The organism is Natrialbaceae archaeon AArc-T1-2 (assembly GCF_030273315.1).
Lineage (GTDB): Archaea > Halobacteriota > Halobacteria > Halobacteriales > Natrialbaceae > Tc-Br11-E2g1.
The window spans coordinates 802,932-824,050 of sequence record NZ_CP127174.1; the positions used below are offsets into that span (position 1 = coordinate 802,932).

19 protein-coding genes and 1 tRNA gene are annotated in these 21,119 nt (G+C 65.0%); 13 read left to right on the forward strand and 7 right to left on the reverse strand.

Features of this window, described 5'->3' with window-relative positions:
• Nucleotides 1–871 precede the first annotated feature (871 nt).
• Complete coding sequence (locus tag QQ977_RS04020; RefSeq protein WP_285927678.1) at nt 872–1,045, forward strand: hypothetical protein; 174 nt, start codon at nt 872–874, stop codon at nt 1,043–1,045.
• Here QQ977_RS04020 and trpG read toward each other — a convergent pair.
• Genes trpG through trpD form a run of 4 tightly spaced genes read right to left on the reverse strand, consistent with a single transcriptional unit; the run spans nt 1,032 to nt 4,994 of the window.
• Nucleotides 1,032–1,703, reverse strand: a complete 672-nt coding sequence (gene trpG / locus QQ977_RS04025) for an anthranilate synthase component II (RefSeq protein ID WP_285927679.1) — start codon at nt 1,701–1,703, stop codon at nt 1,032–1,034. The two genes, QQ977_RS04020 and trpG, sit on opposite strands and share 14 nt — an antisense overlap.
• On the reverse strand, nt 1,700–3,331 hold the full coding sequence (gene trpE / locus QQ977_RS04030) for an anthranilate synthase component I (RefSeq protein ID WP_285927680.1): 1,632 nt from the start codon (nt 3,329–3,331) through the stop codon (nt 1,700–1,702). Before trpE ends, trpG begins: the two co-directional genes overlap by 4 nt.
• Nucleotides 3,328–3,990 (reverse strand): phosphoribosylanthranilate isomerase, encoded by a 663-nt coding sequence (locus QQ977_RS04035; protein WP_285927681.1) that lies wholly within the window; start codon nt 3,988–3,990, stop codon nt 3,328–3,330. The genes trpE and QQ977_RS04035 overlap by 4 nt, the downstream gene beginning before the upstream one ends.
• On the reverse strand, nt 3,987–4,994 hold the full coding sequence (gene trpD, locus QQ977_RS04040) for an anthranilate phosphoribosyltransferase (RefSeq protein ID WP_285927682.1): 1,008 nt from the start codon (nt 4,992–4,994) through the stop codon (nt 3,987–3,989). Before trpD ends, QQ977_RS04035 begins: the two co-directional genes overlap by 4 nt.
• A gap of 164 nt (nt 4,995–5,158) precedes the next feature.
• Here trpD and QQ977_RS04045 point away from each other — a divergent pair.
• Nucleotides 5,159–5,233: transfer RNA gene (locus QQ977_RS04045), tRNA-Val, on the forward strand.
• A gap of 149 nt (nt 5,234–5,382) precedes the next feature.
• Here the strand turns inward: QQ977_RS04045 and QQ977_RS04050 are convergent.
• Nucleotides 5,383–5,952, reverse strand: a complete 570-nt coding sequence (locus tag QQ977_RS04050; protein ID WP_285927683.1) for a hypothetical protein — start codon at nt 5,950–5,952, stop codon at nt 5,383–5,385.
• A 121-nt stretch (nt 5,953–6,073) separates the two neighbouring features.
• On the opposite strand from QQ977_RS04050, the gene QQ977_RS04055 reads away from it, so the two are divergent.
• The 3 genes from QQ977_RS04055 to QQ977_RS04065 all read left to right on the forward strand — a co-directional run bounded on the left by QQ977_RS04055 (nt 6,074) and on the right by QQ977_RS04065 (nt 9,301).
• Entirely contained in the window at nt 6,074–6,625 is a 552-nt protein-coding gene (locus QQ977_RS04055) for a GNAT family N-acetyltransferase (protein WP_285927684.1), read from the forward strand.
• A gap of 68 nt (nt 6,626–6,693) precedes the next feature.
• Entirely contained in the window at nt 6,694–7,983 is a 1,290-nt protein-coding gene (locus QQ977_RS04060; RefSeq protein ID WP_285927685.1) for a M48 family metallopeptidase, read from the forward strand.
• Nucleotides 7,984–8,158: 175 nt separating this feature from the next.
• On the forward strand, nt 8,159–9,301 hold the full coding sequence (locus tag QQ977_RS04065) for a PQQ-dependent sugar dehydrogenase (RefSeq protein ID WP_430540855.1): 1,143 nt from the start codon (nt 8,159–8,161) through the stop codon (nt 9,299–9,301).
• 19 nt (nt 9,302–9,320) lie between these two features.
• Here QQ977_RS04065 and cofG read toward each other — a convergent pair whose 3' ends face one another.
• Nucleotides 9,321–10,475, reverse strand: a complete 1,155-nt coding sequence (gene cofG, locus QQ977_RS04070) for a 7,8-didemethyl-8-hydroxy-5-deazariboflavin synthase subunit CofG (protein ID WP_285927687.1) — start codon at nt 10,473–10,475, stop codon at nt 9,321–9,323.
• 138 nt (nt 10,476–10,613) lie between these two features.
• Between cofG and acs (QQ977_RS04075) the strand changes: the two genes are divergently transcribed.
• The 6 genes from acs (QQ977_RS04075) (at nt 10,614) to QQ977_RS04100 (ending at nt 19,798) form a co-directional block, all read left to right on the forward strand.
• Complete coding sequence (gene acs / locus QQ977_RS04075; RefSeq protein ID WP_285927688.1) at nt 10,614–12,587, forward strand: acetate--CoA ligase; 1,974 nt, start codon at nt 10,614–10,616, stop codon at nt 12,585–12,587.
• Between the two features lie 151 nt (nt 12,588–12,738).
• Nucleotides 12,739–14,934: a bacterio-opsin activator domain-containing protein gene (locus QQ977_RS04080; protein WP_285927689.1), complete on the forward strand. Its 2,196-nt coding sequence runs from the start codon at nt 12,739–12,741 to the stop codon at nt 14,932–14,934.
• Between the two features lie 294 nt (nt 14,935–15,228).
• Nucleotides 15,229–17,214 carry an acetate--CoA ligase gene (gene acs, locus QQ977_RS04085; protein ID WP_285927690.1) on the forward strand — a complete coding sequence of 662 codons (1,986 nt, stop codon included), beginning with the start codon at nt 15,229–15,231 and terminating at the stop codon, nt 17,212–17,214.
• A gap of 71 nt (nt 17,215–17,285) precedes the next feature.
• A complete protein-coding gene (locus QQ977_RS04090; RefSeq protein WP_285927691.1) occupies nt 17,286–17,651 on the forward strand; it encodes a DUF4212 domain-containing protein in 366 nt (121 codons plus the stop codon).
• On the forward strand, nt 17,648–19,333 hold the full coding sequence (locus QQ977_RS04095; protein WP_285927692.1) for a solute symporter family protein: 1,686 nt from the start codon (nt 17,648–17,650) through the stop codon (nt 19,331–19,333). The genes QQ977_RS04090 and QQ977_RS04095 overlap by 4 nt, the downstream gene beginning before the upstream one ends.
• 3 nt (nt 19,334–19,336) lie before the next feature.
• Nucleotides 19,337–19,798, forward strand: a complete 462-nt coding sequence (locus QQ977_RS04100; protein ID WP_285927694.1) for a universal stress protein — start codon at nt 19,337–19,339, stop codon at nt 19,796–19,798.
• A 67-nt stretch (nt 19,799–19,865) separates the two neighbouring features.
• Here QQ977_RS04100 and QQ977_RS04105 read toward each other — a convergent pair whose 3' ends face one another.
• Nucleotides 19,866–20,087, reverse strand: coding sequence for a hypothetical protein (locus QQ977_RS04105; RefSeq protein WP_285927695.1), 222 nt, complete (start codon nt 20,085–20,087; stop codon nt 19,866–19,868).
• A 127-nt stretch (nt 20,088–20,214) separates the two neighbouring features.
• On the opposite strand from QQ977_RS04105, the gene QQ977_RS04110 reads away from it, so the two are divergent.
• Together QQ977_RS04110 and QQ977_RS04115 are read left to right on the forward strand one after the other, a co-directional pair.
• Nucleotides 20,215–20,775, forward strand: a complete 561-nt coding sequence (locus QQ977_RS04110) for a tRNA (cytidine(56)-2'-O)-methyltransferase (protein ID WP_285927696.1) — start codon at nt 20,215–20,217, stop codon at nt 20,773–20,775.
• A 49-nt stretch (nt 20,776–20,824) separates the two neighbouring features.
• Entirely contained in the window at nt 20,825–21,073 is a 249-nt protein-coding gene (locus QQ977_RS04115; protein ID WP_285927697.1) for an amphi-Trp domain-containing protein, read from the forward strand.
• Nucleotides 21,074–21,119 lie beyond the last annotated feature (46 nt).

The window sequence follows — 21,119 nt, forward strand, 5'->3', positions numbered from 1 at the left end:
CTATGGTTACCGGTGGAATCTCTTATATCACCATTGGTGTGCGAGTGGTCAGGGTTGGCCAAAGACAGTGCGAATGATGATTATATAAATTTAGTTACTATAGAGTGATGCCAGTTCTAACGGGAAAAGCGTAAATAGGCGGCGACATATCTGACAAACTGTCTCGTAACACCCGTTACGGACGACAGAGACAAGAAGGCCGGACTTGACTGCTACGCAATCAAGTCTGGTGTTCAGCGTACCATACACCGAACCATACGACCATCGCAAAGGCCCAAGCGACCATCGTGATGGCGATGGTTACAGCCAATATTGCGGTAGATGGGCCCACAGTAGTGCTGGTAAGGCAACCTACCGTGAAGGTTCGGCTGCCAGCCTTTGCGAAGGCCAACGATGCTTCGTCGGTGATGGTATCACGGCGGCTTCACTTTTTGCGCGCCAATCCGCCGGGCACGATCACAAGACGTTAGTTTCTGTAACGTCCGTGACGAAGGTTCAGTATTCATGCTACTCTCATAAAGCAACTGGTTTTGCAGTTATGAAAATCTATTTTCAAAGATGTCTCTACTGGTTCGTGCGTTCGCAGAGCCGCCGACCAGTTCGGCCGTCTCCGCGTCCGTACCCGACTACGGAAAGGACCGTCTTAATGATTTTCAGACCATCCTGAAAGTGGTGGCGGCCGGAGCCGATTTCGGCGCCCGACGTCGGCGTTTCTCGCTCACCGGCCGCTTTCGTACCCGAACCCGGAACCATCAGTGACGGTACGCGCTGGACGCAAATGAGGCCAACGTTGTTTTTGAACAGATGGTCACGAACGCGTCATATTCATTCATCCGGAACAGTTACGGTATCGCAACGTCGTGTCTCGGGTATGCTCGAGCCACTTACGGCGGGTACGACGCTACTGCTCGTCCTCGCGGCGCTTGCTGCTATCGTCGTCGTCATCACGGCGATCAAGATAGCCGTCAGAATCGCGATCAGGGTCGGTCTGGTCGCCGCGGTCGTCCTCGCGGCCTTGTATGCCGTCGGCGTTATCGGCTTTTAACTTCTGCGAGGAAGTTTTCGATCACGTCGTGACCGACGGCCGTGAGCACGCTCTCGGGGTGAAACTGGACGGCCTCGATCGGGTACTCGCGGTGGCGAACGCCCATGACCAGAGTCTCACCGTCGTCCTGGGGCTCTGCCACAGAGCCAGCGGAACCGTGTTCTACGCTGTGTTCGGCCGTCGCCGTCACCTCGAAACACTCCGGTACGTCCGTCGCGACCAGCGAGTGGTACCGCCCGGCCCGAAAGCCCTGCTCGAGGCCGGCGAAGACGCCCTCGCCGTCGTGGTCGACCGCGGAGGTCTTCCCGTGGATTGGCTCCGGGGCGCGGCCGACGCTGCCGCCGTAGGCGTAGACGGCAGCCTCGAGGCCGAGACAGACCCCGAGCGTCGGCGTCTCGGGGCTTACCTCCCGGAGGGCGTCTATCGACACGCCCACGTCCCGATCGTTTTCCGGATGACCGGGGCCGGGACTGATGACGATCGCGTCCGGATCGACGGCCCGGACCGCCTCGAGCGTGGCCGTGTTCTTCAGCACCTCGGTCTCGGTGCCGGCCTGCTGGCTGACGTACTCGACGAGGTTGTACGTGAACGAATCGAAGTTGTCGACGAACAGCACGCGCGTCGGCTCTGACGCGAGTTCGTCTGCGGTGGCGTTCATCGACTCACCTCCGGCGTCGACGCCGGCGCGTCGGCTTCGATCCGCTCGAGGGCGACCCGGACGCCGTCCATCTTCTTTTCGGTCTCCTCGTACTCGGCGGTCGGGTCGCTGTCGGCGACGAGCCCGGCACCGGCCTGAATCGTGATCCGCTGGCCGCCGGGAACGGTGTCGTCCTCCTCGACGGTCGCCGTCCGGATGACGATCGCGAAGTCGGCGTCGCCCGTCCAGGAGTAGTAGCCGACGCCGCCGCCGTACAGGCCACGGGGCTCGCGCTCGAGATCGTCGATGATCTCCATCGCACGCACCTTGGGCGCGCCCGAGAGCGTCCCGGCGGGAAACGCGGCCCTGGTCGCGTCGAAGGCGTCCGTATCGGTTGCGAGCATCCCCGTTACCGTCGATTCGATGTGCTGGACGTGGCTGTACTTGAGTACGTTCATGAACTCGTCGACCCGAACCGATCCCGGTTCGGAGACCCGCCGGACGTCGTTTCGCGCGAGATCGACGAGCATCGTGTGTTCGGCTCGTTCTTTCTCGTCGGCGAGCATCTCACCTGCGAGCCGTCGATCCTCGACGGGCCCCGACCCGCGGTCGCAGGTGCCGGCGATCGGGTTCGACATCACCTCGCGACCGCGAACGGAGACGAGCGTCTCGGGGCTGGCACCGACGACGGTGAGATCGTCGTGCTCGAGCAGGTACATGTACGGCGACGGGTTGACCTCGCGCAGGGATTCATAGAAGCCGAGCGGGTCGACCTCGCCGTGGAGCTCCCGGGTGCGGGAGATCACCCCCTGGTAGATGTCGCCGTCGAGGACGTGTTCTTTCGCCCGCCTGACGCTGTCCTCGTAGTCGTCCTGTGGTCCTGCCGTCTCGTCGTGACGGACGAAGCCGCCGGTCTCGAGGGGGTCGGCCGCGGCGAGTGTCTCCCGGACTGTGGCGGCTTCGGCGACCAGTTCGTCGTACACCGCGCCGGGGTCGTCGTCGGCCCCCACGACGGGCGTGAACACGAGCGAAACCGTCCCGTCGCGTTCGTCGAACGCGAGCGTCTTCGTCGTCAGGACGAACTCCGCGTCGGGAAACCGCGAGTCGGGTCGCTCGCAGCCGACCTCCTCGAGATAGAGGTCGTACACCGCGTCGTAGGCGAGGAAGCCGACCAGTCCGCCCTCTAAGTGCTGGCGGTCCCGGTCGGGGACGTTCGCCAGCCTGACGTCGGGCATGGCAGCCCGCAACGCGTCGACGACGTCGCCGTCGGCGTCTCCCTCCACGTGCTCGATGGGTGCCTCCGGGGCCAGCGCCTCTACTGTCGTCCCGTCGGGACCGACCGTGACGACCGCCTCTGGGTCGTAACCGACGTAGGAAAAGCGCGCGTGGCGCTCGGCCGGCGTCGACTCGCGCTGGAACGCGCCGTCGGGGTCGCTCGAGGCGGTCTTCTCCGCGCTCTCGAGCAGGAAGGCGTGCGACGACCGTTGCCTGCCGTTGGTCCGTCCGGTCAGGGCCGCGTAGGCCGCAAGCGGCGTCACGTCGACGGCAAGCGTCGCGGCGGTTCGGACGACGACGGGGCGGTCTGTCTCGTCGCCAGCGAACTCGATAAACGCCTCCCGGGAGAGTTCGAGTTCGGGTTCGTCGGTCATACTGACTTCCTCCGTTCGACTCGTCCGCGGGCCGTCGTCGCTCGCTCGATGAACGACCGGACAGCGGCCTCGTCTTTGATCCCGCCGCTTGCTTCGACGCCGCTTGCGACATCGACGGCGAACGGCTCGACCGTCTCTATCGCGTCGGTCACGTTTCCTGGCTCGAGTCCGCCCGCGAGGACCACCGGCGACGCGAGGTCGGTCGTCGCTTCCGCCGTTCGGTCCCAGTCGTGGGTCTCGCCCGTGCCGCCGCCGCCGTCTCCGTCGACGGAGTCGACGACGAGCGCGTCGGCGACATCGTCGTAGGTGCGTGCCGTCTCGAGGTCGTCGGCGTCGACCGCGCGAAACACGTCGACCCCGACGCGCTCCCGGAGTTCGGCGAGCTCGTCAACGCCGAGTCCGTCGTGGACCTGTACCGCGTCCGGCTCGATTGCCTCGACGAGGGAAACTGCGTCCTCGAGATCCGCGGGCATCGTCACCAGCACGCTCGTCACGAACGGCGGGACGGCATCGACGAGTTCGCGTGCCCGTTCTCGCGAAACCTCCCGCGGCGTCTCGACCGGCACCGAACAGACGACGCCGACCGCGTCCGCACCCGCTGTGACGGCCGTCTCGAGGTCGTCCTCGCGAGTGAGCCCGCAGATTTTCACGCGCGTCATCGTGCCTCTTGGGCGCTCCGGAGCCGCTCGAGCGTCGCCGCCGCCTCGCCGTCGTCGATCGCCTGTCGGGCGCGTTCGGCCCCGTCCTCGAGACTGTGGGCGACGCCGGCGACGTACAGTGCTGCGCCCGCGTTCGCGAGGATGACGTCTCGTTTCGCCCCGTCGCGTTCGCCCGCGACGATCGCGCGCATGTCCGTGGCGTTCGCTTCGGGGCTCCCGCCTGCGATGTCGCCGATCGCGTGTCGCTCGAGGCCGAGGTCGGCCGGTTCGAGTTCGTAGGTCTCGACGTCCTCGCGGGAGACCTCGGCGACGGTCGTCTCGCCGTGGATCGCGATCTCGTCGGTACCGGAGCCGTGAACGACCAGCGCGCGCTCGACGTCCATCCGGGCGAGCGCGTCCGCGAGCACGGGCACGAGATCGGGGTCGTAGACGCCGACGACCTGGGCATCCGCGCCGGCGGGGTTGGTCAGCGGACCGAGCACGTTGAAGACCGTCCGCATCCCGAGTTCCTTGCGCGGGCCGATGACGGCTTTCATCGCGGGGTGGAAGACCGGCGCGAGCATGAACCCGATCCCGTCGCGTTCGATGGCGGCCTCGACCGCCGGCGGCTCGGCCTCGACCTCGACGCCGACCGCCTCGAGAACGTCCGCACTGCCCGAGGACGACGAGACCGAGTAGTTACCGTGTTTCGCGACCGGGACGCCCGCCCCGGCGGCGACGATCGCGCTCGTCGTCGAGACGTTGATCGTGTCGTAATCGTCCCCGCCGGTCCCGCAGGTGTCGACCAGCGGCTCGCGGTCGGGGTCGATCCGGCGGGCGACCTCGCGCATCCCCTCGGCGAAGCCGGCGATCTCGGCTTCCGTCTCCCCTTTCGCGCGCAGCCCCGCCAGCAGCGCACCGATCTGTGCCTCCGTCGCGTCCTCGAAGACCGCACTCGAGGCCGCTCGAGCCTCCGTCTGGGTCAGGTCGCGTCCGTCCGTGACGCGTTCGACGTATTCCTGCATAGTGAACACCAATGTACGCTGTTGTGTTGTGATGATCAAATCCGTACATCCACTTAAGCGTGTCGTCGACGAGCCGTGGTGGATCTTCGCGTGCGTCGTCCGATTCGAAACCTTCAATTACACCCGCGGGCAACGAACGAGTGCAGCAGGGAAACACGCCAGGCGGGTTGGTGGTCTAGTCTGGTTATGACACCTCCTTGACATGGAGGAGGCCGGCAGTTCAAATCTGCCCCAACCCACTAATTTTACGCCGAACAAACTCGTGAGGCGTAAATTCGTTATGTTGGTCAGTTTGAACTAGGCCGGAGTTCTGCGCCGCAGGCGCAGGTTCTCGGGCGTCGTTCAAATCTGCCCCACCCATTACGTTTGCTGCGAGCAGGCAAATCCGTCACGCGGACTCTTCCTCGAGTGGCTCCGGCGTCGATCGGTCCTGGAGGTCGACCGTCGTCGCGAAGACGAACCCCAACAACAGCCCGAAGACGAGGTGGCCGACGAGACTCTCGACGGCGAAGGCGGGAAAGCCTGCAGCGGGATCCGCGCCGAACACCTCGACCCAAAGCGGCAGAACGACCACGGGAAGGATCGACCAGACGGCGAGCCCGTAGACGAAGCCGGCGGCCGTGACGCGGGCCATCTCACCGGTCGAGGCGATCGCGTCGGTCTCGACGTCGGTCCGGATGATCCCGAGAAACAGGTCTCGGGTGACGAGAAAGCCGAAGACGATACCGAGCGCCGCGCCGTGAACGAGGTGGATAAGCCAGCCGCCGACGCCCGTCGCCTCGAGGCCGTAGATACCGGGGACGGCGTCCTCGACGATCGCCGGATCGATCAGCCAGATCAGGAGTCCGAACACGGCAGCGCCGACCACGCCGCCGACCGCACCGCCGATCGGCCATCCGACGCGGCTGCTGATTCCGAACCCGGTCGTGCTGTCGGCCGTGTCTGACTCGGTGCTCATAACGCGACCTATCACGAGCGCGTCCAAAAGGGTTCGACCGGCACGTTCCGGGCTGGTCGGCGACCGCAATACGGCGTCCTCGAGCGTGAACGATTAGGCGTACACGACCGAACACGTCCCCGTGGAGTACGAGATACTGGGCTGGCCGCCCGACGGGCCGAAGCTTCCGCTGGATCACGAGCGGTTCAGTTACGCCGGCAAGTTCGTCATGACGAACACGGGGAAGGCGGTCGCCCGCGAGGGAGACGGGATCGTCGCCGCCGCCGCGTTCAACGAGGACCGGACCGACTCCGCGACGCTATGGCTGCGGTATGTCACCGTCGCCCGCGACCGACGCGGCGAGGGAATCGGTCCCGAGCTGCTCGGACTCGTCCGTGACCGCGCCAAAGAGCGCGGCTACGATCGGCTCCGGATCGCCGTCAACAACCCCTACGCATACGAGGCGCTTCATCGCGTCGGCTTTACCTACACCGGCGAGACGACCGGGATCGCCGAACTCGTCCTCGAGTATCCCGCCGACTGCGACCTCGAGACGCCGGCCGAGGCCGAGTCGTATCGGGCGGGGCTCGCGGCGTTTCGCGATCGGGACCTCACGGACGACGAACGGGCGTTCCTCGAGGATCGTCTCGAGCGCGGGCCGCCGGTGCCGGATGTGAGAGACGACGGTCGGTGACGACCCCGCAGGCTGACTGGGGCCGAGAAAACGTTACGTCGGTCGCGCCCCGTCGATCGAGTAGGGCCATGCTCGTCGCACACGTCGCGTTTCTCGTCTTGTTCGTCGGTACGACGGCGTTTTTCACCATCCTGTCGATCCTGAACCTTCGTCACGGACAGCGAGCCCTCGAGCGCGAGCGAGGGTGGGTCGAGGACCGACTCGGACTCACAGAACCCGACCGAATCCTCGCCTACCAGCGGGCGAAGTCCCGGTTCGGGCAGAGCCGGACGTGGGCGTTCGTGGGACTGGTCCTGCTCGCGTTGTACTCCGGCGCGCTCGCTCGCGTCGTCGAGGGACTTGAGGGACTGGGCTACGGCTCCGTACTCACCGGTGTGGTCTTTTTCGTCGGGGTTGCCGTTGCCCTCCGGCTGTTTTCGTTACCGTTCGAGGCCTACGAGGCATTCGTGATCGAAGAGCGCTTCGAGTTCAACAACCTGACGCCAGGACTGTTCGTACGAGACGCGGTCGTCGGAACGACCGTCACGGTGGCGTTTACGGTCGTCCTCGCTGGGGGCGTCCTCTGGGCCATCGCGTTCGTCCCCGACTGGTGGTGGCTCGCCGTCCTCGCACTGTTCGTCGCGTTCTCGCTTGCGATGCTCGTGATCTACCCGCGGGTGATCGCCCCGCTTTTCAACGACTTCGAACCGGTCGAAGGCGGCGAGCTGCGCGAGGCCGTCGAACGGGTCTTCGATCGCGCCGGCTTCTCGTGTGAGGGGATCTACGTCATGGACGCGAGTCGTCGCTCCAGCCACGCGAACGCGTACTTCGTCGGCTTCGGACGAGCCAAACGCGTCGTCCTGTTCGATACGCTCGTCGAGCGGATGACACTACCCGAGATCGAAGCCGTCCTCGCTCACGAACTCGCCCACTGGAAACGAGCCCACGTCTGGAAGAGCCTCGGAGCGAGTACGGTCCGCATCGGTGCTCTCCTGTTCGTGCTCTGGTACCTGCTCGGGACGAGGTGGCTCTACGAGATGTTCACGCTCCCCGAGACCGCCTACGCCGGACTCGCCGTCGGAGCGCTGTGGATCCAGCCGCTTTCGAAACTCAGCCGCCCCCTCGAGAACAGGCTCTCGCTGGCCCACGAACGCGAGGCCGACGCCGTCGCGACCGACGTGATGGGTGAGGGCGACCCGCTCGTGGACGCCCTCTGTCGGCTCACGGGCGAGAATCTCTCGAACCCGTTCCCCCATCCGCTGTACGCCGCGTTTCACTACACCCACCCGCCGGTCCCCGAGCGGATCCGGTACATCCGAGAACTGGACGGAACCGACTCGAGCGATGCGCCGTCTCCGGCGACCGTCGGATCGGGGTGATCCGGCCGCGGCTTTATCACGCACGGGCGTATGTACTATCTACTACGGCGACCGACCTCGCCGTCCGTGCCGAGGAACGCACACCAACACGATGTCACCACCACGACCCGACGACCGGACGAGACGTCCCCGAACCGCACTCGAGGGAGACGTCGATCGGCGAACGTTCCTGCAGATGGCCACGGCGGTCGGGGCCGTGACCGGCTCTCTCGTGGCTGCCGGCTGTCTCGGCCGCCGTGACGACGACGGCATCACGGTCGAGACAGTGGCCGACGGATTCGCCCATCCCTGGGCCGTCGCCTTCCTGCCGGGTGACTCACGGGTGCTCGTCACGGAACGGGAGGGACGCCTGAACGTCCTCGACCGCGAGGACGGAACCGTCGAGCCCGTCGACGGTACGCCCGACGTCTACGCCGCCGGCCAGGGCGGGCTGCTCGACGCGGCGGTACACCCCGACTTCCCGGACGAGTCCTGGATCTACCTGACATACGCGGCGACGAACGACGACGGCGAGTCGGCCACCCACCTCGGCCGGGGCCGACTCGCACTCGAGGGGCCCGAACTCGAGTCGTTCGAGGAGCTGTTCGTCGCCGAGCCGTTCGTCGACTCCGACGCTCACTACGGCTCTCGAGTCGTCTTCGGCGAGGACGGGATGGTCTACGTCACGACCGGCGACCGCCAGTTCAAGGACTTCGGACCCGACCACGTCTCACAAGACAGGACGAACGAACTCGGCGCGACGGTTCGACTCGAGCCCGACGGCTCGATCCCCGAGGACAACCCGTTCGTTACCGACCCCGGCGTCGCCGACGCGATCTACAGCTACGGGCACCGCAATGCCCAGGGGATGACGGTCCACCCCGAGACGGGCGCGATCTGGCAGAGCGAACACGGCGAGGAAGACGGCGACGAACTCAACGTCGTCGAGGGCGGGGGCAACTACGGCTGGCCGATCGCTCACACCGGCTGTGCGTACGGCACCGACGAACCGGTCGGCGACGATCCACACGACCGCGAAGACGTGGTCGACCCGGTCTACTACTGGGAGTGTGAGAGCGGCGGCTTTCCGCCAGCCGGAATGACGTTCTACGACGGCGATGCGTTCCCCGACTGGGAGGGTGACCTGTTTGTCGGCAACCTGGCCGGGCAGTACCTCGGCCGCTTTACCGTCGACGGCACGGACGTCGACGAACGCGAGCCGTTACTCGACGGTCGTGGCTGGCGGATCCGCGACGTCGGGGTCGCACCCGACACCGGACACCTCTACGTGGCGGTCGATGCGGGCGACGCGCCGATCGTCCGTCTGGGACCCGACTGACGACACGGGCTCGACTGCGTCAAGAGTTTCTGGCCTCGAGCACCGTCCGATACCGCGTTCCCGCGTCGTCGTCGGCCGACAGCGCCTGCCGGATCGGGTCGCGAATCCACTCGCGGCTTCCGTCGTCGACGCCGTCGGCGGGCGGCCCCTCGAAGTCCGCCGGTCGGAGAGCGGACGGGAGGTACCGCTCGTAGACGGGCAGGCGCTCGCGCAAGGGAACGCCCGCCGTCTCGGCGACGGCCTCGAGTTCACACAGCTCGGGCCAGGCGTAGTCGGGGTTGACGTGGTCGTCGGTCACGGGCGAGACCCCGCCGAGGTCGTCGATGCCACAGTCGACGAGCTCTCGGGCGGGCGCGAGGTTCGGCGGCACCTGGACCGACACCGCCGGGGGCAGCGCCGCCCGGGCCATCGCCGTCGCGTGCCGGAGCGTCTCGAGGTCGGGCGTCCCGCCGTGCCAGCGCTCGTTCTCGACGACGGGCTGGACGATCACCTCTTGGACGTGGTCGTAGCGGTCGTGCAGATCGGCGATCGCGAGCAGGCTCTCGGCCCGGTCTCGCGGACTCTCGCCGATGCCGACGAGAATGCCGGTGGTGAAGGGGACGGCGAGTTCGCCCGCGTTCTTGATCGTTCGCAGGCGCTGGCCCGGCTCCTTTCTGCGTGGCCCGGCGTGGGCGTCGACCTCGGCGGTCGTCTCGAGCATCGTTCCCATACTGGCGTTGACGTCGGCGACTGCGGCCATCTCCTTGCGGGTCTGGTCGCCGGGGTTCGCGTGGGGGAGCAGTCCCTCCTCGAGGGCGACTTCACAGGCCGCCCGCAGGTAGTCGTGGATCGAGTCGTAGCCCCACTCGGCGAGTCGGGCGTGGATCTCGGTGTAGCGGTCGTCGGGGTCGTCGCCGAAGGTAAACAGCGCCTCCGTACAGCCGGCGTCGGCCCCGCGACGACAGATCTTCCGGACCTCCGCGAGTGAGAGCAGCGACGCCTCGCCGGGCGGATCGAAGTACGTACAGTAGGTGCAGGTGTACCGACACGCCGTCGTCAGCGGCACGAAGACGTTCCGGGCGAAGCTCAGTTCCGGGGCGGACGAGACGCTCTCGGGTGTGACCGCAAGCAGGCGTTCGATCTCGGCGTCGTCGATCGAGACGTCGACGTCTTCCTCCTCGACCCCGGGGATCATCACGTCGGAGTGACGTCGCCTCGAGTATAACACTCCCGGTCGTCGATGCCGGCCTGCCGCGTTGGCGATGTCGTCCGGGTCGAACGGCGCGCTTGAGGAACGTTTATTCGTCTCAGTTTCTTCGGTTCGGACGAGAGCATGGTCGATCGGAACGGGCAGGGCCGGGACGTGTCACCGTCCGGTTCGCCCACACGCCCTCCATCGTCGTTCGTCGAACAGGCGAACGTCACTGACGAGGGGATTTACGAGACGTTCGAAGACGAGTGGCCGGAGTGTTGGGATCGAGCCGGATCCCTGCTCGAGTGGGATCAGGAGTACGAGACGATCCTCGACGATTCCGACGCACCGTTTTACCGGTGGTTTCCGGACGGCAAACTGAACGCGTCGTACAACTGCCTCGATAGACACCTCGAGGCCGGCCGGAAGAACCACGCCGCGATCTGGTGGGAGGGCAAACGCGGCGAGTCAGAGACCTACACGTACCGGGAGCTGTTCGTCGCGGTAAACGAGTTCGCGGCGGCGCTTCGCGAACTGGGCGTCGAGGAAGACGACGTCGTGACGATCTACCTGCCGATGATCCCCGAGCTCCCGGTCGCGATGCTTTCGTGTGCCCGCATCGGCGCACCCCACTCGGTCGTCTTCGCCGGGCTCTCTGCGGATGCGCTCGCGACCCGGATGGAAGCCGCCGACAGCGAGTACCTGCTCACCTGTGACGGCTACTACCGCCGTGGCGACGCGTTCAACCAGAAGAGCAAAGCCGACAACGCCTTGCTCTCGCTCTCACAGGACGTCTCGACGGTCGTCGTCGACCGACTGGGCGAGGACTTGCCTCACGTCTTAGGTGAGAACCAGTACGACTACGACGATCTCACGGCCGCCCACGAGGGCGAGACCGTCGAGCCGGTCACCCGAGACGCCGAGGACATGCTGTTTCTGATGTACACCTCGGGGACGACCGGCGAGCCGAAAGGCGTCGTTCACTCGACCGGCGGCTATCTCTCGTATGCAGCCTGGACCTCCCACGCTGTCTTGGACATCAAGCCGGACGATACACACTGGTGTTCGGCCGACATCGGCTGGATCACCGGCCATTCGTACATCGTCTACGGGCCGCTCGCGCTCGGGACGACGACGGTGATGTACGAGGGCACGCCGGACTATCCCGACCGGGACCGCCTCTGGGAGATCGTCGATCGCAACGCTGTCGACGTCTTCTACACCGCGCCGACGGCAATCCAGGCGTTCATGAAGTGGGGCACAGAGTACCCAGACCGTCACGACCTCACCTCGCTGCGCCTGCTCGGCAGCGTCGGCGAGCCGCTTAGCCCCCGTCCCTGGCGGTGGTACCACGAACATATCGGCGGCGGAGAGTGCCCGATCGTCGACACCTGGTGGCAGACCGAAACCGGCGGCATCGCGATCACGACGTTGCCAGGCGTCAGCGAGATGAAACCAGGCGCTGCGGGGCCGCCGTTGCCGAGCATCGACGCACGCGTTGTCGACGACGACGGGGCGGCGGTCGGCCCCGGCGAGGACGGCTACCTCACCATCCAGACGCCCTGGCCCGGTATGGCGACGACGCTGTACGACGGCGACGACGAGTTCGTCGAGGAGTACTGGCGACAATTCTCCGAGTCCGAAGACGACGAGTGGGTGTACTTCAGCGGCGACGCGGCCCAGGTGGACGAGGACGGCTACGTCACCATCCTCGGCCGCGTCGACGACGTGATCAACGTCGCCGGCCACCGGCTTAGCACGATGGAGATCGAATCGGCGATCTTAGACGTCGACGGCGTCGCCGAGGCCGCCGTCGTCGGCGGTACCTCGGGGGCAAACAGGACCGACGTCTACGCGTACGTTAGCACCGAAAACGACTACGAGCCCGGCGACGCGCTCTCGAGAACGATCGTCTCGACCGTCGAGGCGGCGATCGGTCCGATCGCGAGACCCGAAGAAGTTATCTTCACCTCCGAACTACCGAAGACGCGCTCGGGCAAGATCATGCGTCGCCTCCTCGAGGACATCGCAAGCGGCGACGAACTCGGCGACACGAGTGCGCTGCGAAACCCCGAGATCGTCGGGGAGATCCAGGCGGCGACTCGAACGGAGTAACTCTGACTCGACGTATCGATCGACTGATTTCGCTATTCCTGTAACTGCGAAACGAAACACGCACGCCCGAACGGTAGTTTAATTCACGCTTCGGGGTTTCGGGCTGTACCGTAAGAAATACTTGCCTTCGAAGCGTCGGAAAACGCGAAGGATGAGTCTCGAGGAGCCGCGTTCCGACCCCGACGTCCTCTCCCGCGAGCAGTACGACGCGCTCCTCGATGCGGCGGCGACCTACCGCGAGGCGCTCGTCGTTCGTCTCGCCGGCGAGGTCGGCCTGCGTCCGGCAGAGCTCGCTCGGATCAGACCGGGCGACGTCACGCGCGCGCAAGTCGACCCGTTACGGTATCTCCTCACCGTTCCGACCGAGGACGGCGACGACGACCGGGCCGCGTATCTCCCGACCGGCGTCGAGCGGGAGCTACGACGGTACGTCAGGAGCAACGACATTGACGACGACGAGCCGATCTTTTCGGTCACGCCACGACGACTCCAGATGCTCGTCTCGGACGTCGCCGACCGCGCTGCCGACCTCCACGCGGAGCCACGTCTCGAGTCAGTCTCGACGAGCGACCTGCGACGACGGTTCGCGTACGCCTCGCTCGTCGAACACGAGATCAATCCCCGCGTCGTCAAGGCCGTCGGCGGCTGGCAGAGCTTCGAGGGACTCGAGCCGTACCTGTCCGAGCCGAACGAGGACGCGATCGTCGACGCCTTCGAGACGATCGAGGGAAACGACGAGGACACGGCGTCGACGTCGGTCAGCGACGACAGCATCGTCCAGTCGCTGCTCGCGGCGAGTGACGGCTACGCGTTGATCCGACTCGACGAGGACGGATACGTCGACCGCTGGAACCGAAGTGCCGCGACGATGTTCGGCTATCGGGCGGGGGAGATCATCGGCACGCACGTCTCGGCGTTTTACACCGACGACGACGTCGAACGCGGCGTTCCCGACCGAATGCTCTCTGCCGCAGCCGAGGGCTCCGGTGTCGAAGAGGAAGGCTGGCGCGTCGGTAAGGACGGCTCGACGTTTTTCGCGAGCGAGGTCGTCTCCCCCATCAGGGACGATCGAGGTCGCCACCGCGGGTTCGCCGTGCTCGTCGCCGACGCCTCCGAGTTCCAGGATCGACTCGAGACGACCCGACGCGAACGCGACGAACTCGAGAGCCGACTCTCGATCGCCCGACTCCTCCGGGCGGTCACCGGGGTGCTGTTCGACGCCTCGACGCACGAAGAGATCGAAACCGACGTCACCGCCGTCGTCGCCGACGCCGACGTCTACGACTTCGCCTGGATCGATCGGCGAACGTTCTCGGGTACTCGTCTCGAGTGGCGCGCAACGAGTGGCATCGAACCGGACGACGTCGAACGACTCTCGTCGACGCTCGACGATCCGTCCGGAACAACTGACGAGGACGAGCCGTCGATCCGGCTCTCGGTCGACCGCGACGTCGCCGTCGATCACTCGAAGAGCGGTCGATTCGAGGGTGCAGTCGCGGCCATACCCCTCGAGTACGGCGATACGGTCTACGGCACGCTCCGGATCGGAACGAGCCGAAACGACGCCTTCGACGACGACGAACGCGCGTGGCTCGAGACGATCGGCCGTCAGGTGGGCTACGGCATCGCCGCAGTCAGACGTCGTAACCTCCTGCTTTCTGATACGCTCGTCGAGCTCGAGATCGCCTGTCGCGACGCCGATTCCTTTTTCGTCGACGCGACCGACCGGCTCGACTGTCGGTTCGAACTCGACTCGCTCGTTCCGATCTCGGAGTCGACACACCTCTACTACGTCCACCTCGAAGGCTCCCAGCCGGCCGAGGTCTTCGAACTCGCCGAAGACGACGACGGCATCGAGGACTTCCGACTCGTCGAGAGCTACGAGGACGGCTACCGTCTCGAGTTCGTCGTCCACGGCTCCTCGCCGACGTTGACGTTGACCGAGTACGGTGCGACCGTTCTCGAAACCGTCGTCGAAGACGGTGAGGCGACGATCGTCGCTGAGTGTGCAGCAGACGCCGACCTCCGGACGATCGTCGACGGCCTCCGGTCGCGGTTCCCCGGATCGGAGCTGCTCGGCAAACGGGAGGTCGAACGCTCGGTCCAGACCGCCCGGGAGTTCCGGGAGGGGCTCGAAGATCGACTCACCGACCGGCAGGAAGCGGCACTTCGAGCGGCGTACTTCGGCGGCTACTACGACTGGCCCCGCGAGAGTACGGCCGAAGAGATCGCCGACGCGATGGGCGTCTCGTCGCCGACGCTGCACAACCACCTTCGGAAGGCACAACACGAACTGCTTCGGACGTTCTTCGACGAGTCGACGGTCGAGGACAGAACGCGACAGTGACTACCTGTCTCCCTGTTCATCCGCCGAGAGACTAGAGTCACCAGTTCTGCATGATTGATGATCCTAGGCTTCTAGAGTAGCCGGTCGAAACCGCTGCTGTCTTACCGCCCACCGTGTCAGAAATACATCTATTATGGCGATCGACGACGGTGTGATTCGACACCAAACCGTTCGATCGGAATTATTTCGATTACTATTGTAGAAATACAACAAGATTATCCCGGGCAATATGTGGCGGTTTTGCACACCTAGATTCGGGATTTACTATGATAATAGCACATTGAATCGAGTACCATGTCAGAGGAAGATGTGCGTGGTGATGGCGGTTTGGAGGCACGGCTCGAAGAGCAGGAGACGTTCGAGCCGCCGGCGGAGTTCGTCGAGCAGGCCAACGTCACCGACGAGTCGATCTACGAGCAGTTCGAACAGGAGTGGCCGGAGTGTTGGGAGCGTGCGGCCGACTTCCTCGAGTGGGAACAGGCGTACGACGAGGTACTCGTCGAGGACGACGCGCCCACCTACCAGTGGTTTACGGGGGGGAAGCTCAACGCCTCGTACAACTGTCTGGACCGTCACGTCGAAGACGGCCGCGGCGACGCCGTCGCCATCGAGTGGGAGGGCGAACTCGGCGAGCAGCGCACCTACACCTACGCGGAACTGCTCGCGGAGGTCAACGAGTTCGCCGCGGCACTGCGTGAACTGGGCGTCGAAGAGGACGACGTCGTCACGATGTACATGCCGATGGTTCCCGAGTTGCCGATCGCGATGCTCGCCTGTGCTCGCATCGGTGCACCCCACTCGGTGGTGTTCGCCGGCTTCTCCGCGGACGCACTCGCAACGCGGATGAACTCGTCCGACAGCGAGTACCTCGTCACCTGTGACGGCTACTACCGTCGCGGCGACGCCCTCGAGCACCTCTCGAAGGCCAACGAGGGACTCACAGACGTCGAGCACGAAACCTCGACGGTCGTCGTCGACCGCCTCGGCGACGACGTAGAGCACGACCTCGGGGCCGACCAGTACGACTACGACGAACTCGTCGCCGCCCACGAAGGCGAGACCGTCGAGCCCGTCACCCGCGACGCCGAGGACATGCTGTTCCTCATGTACACCTCGGGGACGACCGGCAAACCCAAGGGCGTGAAACACACCACCGCGGGCTATCTCGCCTATACGGCCTGGACGAGCCACGCGGTGCTCGATTTAGAGCCCGAGGACACCTACTGGTGTTCGGCCGACATCGGCTGGATCACCGGCCATTCGTACATCGTCTACGGGCCACTGGCGCTTGGAACGACGACGGTGATGTACGAGGGCACGCCGGATTATCCGGACAAGGATCGGTTCTGGGAGATCGTCGACGACTACGACGTCGACGTCTTCTACACCGCACCGACGGCGATCCGCGCGTTCATGAAGTGGGGTGCGGAGTACCCCGAAAAGCACGACCTCTCCTCGCTGCGCCTGCTCGGCACCGTCGGCGAACCGATCAACCCCCGGGCCTGGAAGTGGTACTACAAACACATCGGCGACGAACAGTGTCCGATCGTCGACACCTGGTGGCAGACCGAAACCGGCGGCCACATCATCACGACGCTGCCCGGCGTCTGTGACATGAAACCCGGCGCCGCCGGTCCCGGCCTCCCCGGCATCGACGTCCGCGTCGTCGACGCCGCCGGCGAGGAGGTCGACGCCGGCGAGGCCGGCTACCTCTCCATCGACAAGCCCTGGCCCAGCATGCTCCGGACGCTGTATCGCAACGACGAACGCTTCATCGAGGAGTACTGGACCGAGTACTCAGATCCCGAGGCCGACGAGTGGGTCTACTTCCCCGAAGACGGCGCCAAAATCGACGACGACGGCTACATCACCGTGCTGGGCCGCGTCGACGACGTCATCAACGTCTCCGGCCACCGGCTCGGCACGATGGAAGTCGAGAGCGCGATCGTCGGCACCCAAGGCGTCGCCGAAGCCGCCGTCGTCGGCGGCGACCACGAGATCAAAGGCGAGGCGGTCTACGCCTACGTGATCCCCGAAGACGGCTACGAAGGCGGCGACGAGCTCGAAGACGAGATCGTCGACAACGTCGTCGACGCGATCGGACCGATCGCCAAACCCGAAGAGGTCGTCTTCACACCCGAACTGCCGAAGACGCGCTCGGGCAAGATCATGCGCCGACTGCTCGAGGACATCGCAAGCGGCAACGAGTTAGGTAACACCTCGACGCTTCGCAACCCCGAGGTCGTCGAGGACATCCAACGGCAGGTCCAGGGGGAGTGACCGAGCCGTGAGCCGACATCCAATCACGATGAGAGATACGAACGCAACTCACGACAACAGAGGCACCAACAATGTCAGACGATAATACAGAAACCGATGGCGGTACTGCCACGGTGAGAGAAGGGGGACAGACTGTCAACTACCTCGAGAAAGAGATCAACCTGTTCAAGCCTGCGACGCCGTTCATGCGGGACAACCTGAAGATGATCTTCGGGTTGTTCGCCATCTGGCTGGTGGCCGTCTTCGGGCCGGCAGTGGCGAGTTACATGGCACCGGAGTTCATGTTCGAGACGCGGGTGCTGGGTGGCTATCCGCTTAACTTCTTCCTCACCGCGATCGTCTCGCCGTCCGCCGCGCTGGTGCTATCGGGGATCTATGCCTGGTACCGGGACAAGCTCGACGAGAAGTACGACATTAGCCACGGAGGTGGACAATGATAGAGCCAGTCGTTCTCCAGTACGAGACCGCAGTCGACATCGGGTTCAAGACGATCCCGGCGCTGACGATCGTCGGAATGATGCTGCTGTTTCTCGGTATCGGGTACTTCTTCCGCGTCGCGGCGGTCGACGACCTGTGGGTCGCCGGCCGCTCGATCGGCCCGTGGGAAAACGGGATGGCGATCGCAGCAAACTGGATGAGTGCCGCGTCGTATCTCGGCGTCGCAGCACTGGTCGCGACGGCGGGATACTACGGTCTGGGCTTCGTCGTCGGCTGGACGACGGGATACTTCATCCTGCTGATCTTCCTGGCCGCGCAGTTCCGCCGGTTCGGGAAATACACCGCACCCGACTTCGTCGGTGACCGGTTCTACTCCGACCGCGCACGCGGCATCGCCGCGTTCACGACGCTCGTGATCGCGCTCGTCTACGCGATCGGCCAGGGGAGTGGCATGGGCTACATGGCCCAGTACATCCTCGGGCTCTCCTACGAGGCCGGTGTCATCCTGTTCATGGGTGTCACAATCGCCTACGTCGCCCTCTCCGGGATGCTGGGTGCGACCAAGAACATGGCAGCCCAGTACATCATTCTGATCATCGCGTTCCTGGCCGGCCTGTACGCAGTCGGCTGGAGCCAGGGCTGGTCGACGTTCCTGCCGTACCTCGAGGCTGGTCCACAGACGGCACTGCTCATCGACGAGTTCCACGCGCAGTTCGCAGAGCCCTTCGCCGTCAACAGCGCCTACATGTGGTTCGCGCTGGTCGTCAGCCTGATCCTGGGTACGTGTGGACTGCCACACGTCCTCGTGCGCTTTTACACGGTCGACAACGAGCGCACTGCTCGCTGGTCGACCGTCACCGGACTGCTGTTCATCTGCCTGCTGTACTGGGGTACCGCGGCCTACGCCGTCTTCGGTGGGTTGCTGTACGAAGAACCGGCAAGCGGCGACGAAACGGGCGTGACGGCTGGTGCAGTCGATAGCTTCGCAGAGATGCCCGCAGCCGACAGCGACGCGCTGGTCGCACTGACCGTCCAGCTCGCGGACATGCCCGAATGGCTGGTCGGCATCGTCGCCGCCGGTGCGGTCGCAGCCGCACTCGCGACGACTGCTGGCCTGTTCGTCTCCGCGTCGTCGGCTGCAGCCCACGACATCTACACGAACCTCTACAAGAAAGACGCCAGTCAGCGCGAGCAGATGGTCGTCGGTCGAACGACGATTCTCGTGATCGGTATCCTCACCGCCATCATCGCGCTGAACCCGCCAGCGCTGATCGGCGAGCTGGTCGCGATGTCGTTCGCGATCGCCGCCAGTGTGTTCTTCCCGGTGTTCTTCCTCGGTCTCTGGTGGGAGAACGCCACCAAGGAAGGCGCACTCGCTGGCATGATCACCGGTATCGTTATCTCGTTCGGCGCCATCGCAAACGACACCGCGATTCCGATGTACACTGGCGTCGAAGACGCCGTCATTCCGGCACTCGCCCAGTGGGTGCCCGGCCTGGCCTCGGGACTCGTCGGTGTCCCGATCGTCTTCGCCGTCATCATCGTCGTCTCGCTGGTCACGGAGAGTCCGCCGGAGAGCGTCAAACGCCTCGTCCGGCAGTGTCACAGCCCCGAACCGATGGAGCAGATGCAGACCGCCGAAGACGTCGCAACCGACGGCGGTACCCCCTCGGATGACTGACCCATGTACGAGAGAATACTCATCCCGACGGACGGAAGCGAAGTCGCAGAGAACGCAGTCACCCACGCGCTCGACATCGCCAGCCAGTACGGGGCCGAGGTACACACGATGTACGTCATCGACGTCGACGCGATCGACGTCAGCCTCGGCACCGAACAGGTCCAGCGCATCAAGGAGGGACAGTTCGACGAGATGCCGGAACTGCAGGCACAAGCACAAGCGGCCATGGACACCGTCGCCGAACGTGGCGAAGACCTCGGCGTCGAGGTTACCGAGTCGATCACCGCGGGCCAACCTCACCGCCAGATCAGCCGCTACGCGGAGGACAACGACGTCGATCTGGTCGTAATGGGATCGGCCGGACGCAGCGGCGTCCGCCGTGCCCTGCTCGGTAGCGTCGCCGAACGGACGCTCCGGACCACGAAGATTCCGGTGATGGTCGTCGACATCCACGACGAAGAGTAGCGATCCCGTCGCCGGTCACGTTTTTTGTGCATCGTCGGACAGCCTCGAGCGGCTGCCGTCGACGTCGCTATCCTTGCTTGCCGCTTTTCGCGAGCTCGAGGTTCCAGAACAACCCGAAGTAAGCGACGATACCGGCGACCATCATCGCGTAGTAGGCCCAGGTCGGTCCATCCAGCACCTGGAAGATGATCTCGACCATCGTCACCCAGACGATCGCGAACACGAGGTCGACGAATATTCCCCACTTCTCCTCCCGGGCGGTCGCGATCCACTCCCTGACGGTCGTCACCGTGTACTCACCCGTCTCGCCGTCGTGTACGTCATGTACACGAGTACGGAAGGACACTCAAAAAGCCTACTGTCACGGTCCGTCCCCGAATCCGAACCCACATATGCGAACCGGGCGAACGACCGGCATGAACGAGACGCCCGAGGTCGCCGTGCTTCGACTCGGCCATCGTCCCGGCCGGGACGATCGCATGACGACCCACGTCGGCCTGACCGCCCGCGCACTCGGGGCGGACCGGGTGATCTTCCCCGACAACGCCGGCGGCTCCCTCGAGACGGTCGCGGACATCACGGACCGGTTCGGCGGCCCCTTCGAGGTCGAACTCACGGACTCGCCTCGGGGAGTCGTCCGGAACTGGGAGGGACAGATCGTCCACCTGACGATGTACGGCGAGCGGATTCAGGACGTCGAAGCCGAGGTCCGCGAGACGAGTCGGACAGAACCGCTTCTCGTCGTCGTCGGCTCCGAGAAGGTTCCGTTCGACGTCTACGAGGCCGCCGACTGGAACGTCGCCGTGACGAACCAGCCCCACTCCGAGGTCGCCGGGCTAGCCGTCTTCCTGGACCGACTGTTCGAGGGCGAGGAACTCGAACGGGAGTGGAACGACGCCGACCGACGGGTGGTACCCCAGGAGACCGGCAAACGGGTCGAGTCGGTCGAGCCGAACTCGGAGCCGACGGACAAGTAGCGAATTCCGGCACCAACCTATTTCCCTCCGGTCGGTGGTCGGTTGCTGTATGGCCGAAACGACCGACTACGACGACGAGATCTCGAGAGAAGAGGCATCGGAGCTGATAGAAGAACTCGCTCACGAACTCCGCGGGGACGGACCGACGAACGTTCGCGTCGGGAACAAACGCGTGCGGCTGTCGCCGGGAGACGTCCTCGAGTACCACGTCGAGGTCGAAGAACGATCGCCGATGTTCGGCGGGAACCGCCAGTCGATCACCCTCTCCCTCGAGTGGCGTGCCGACGAGAAGGGATGATCGCGGCTCAAAAGACTTAATGGCTACATGGCGTTACGGATAGGTA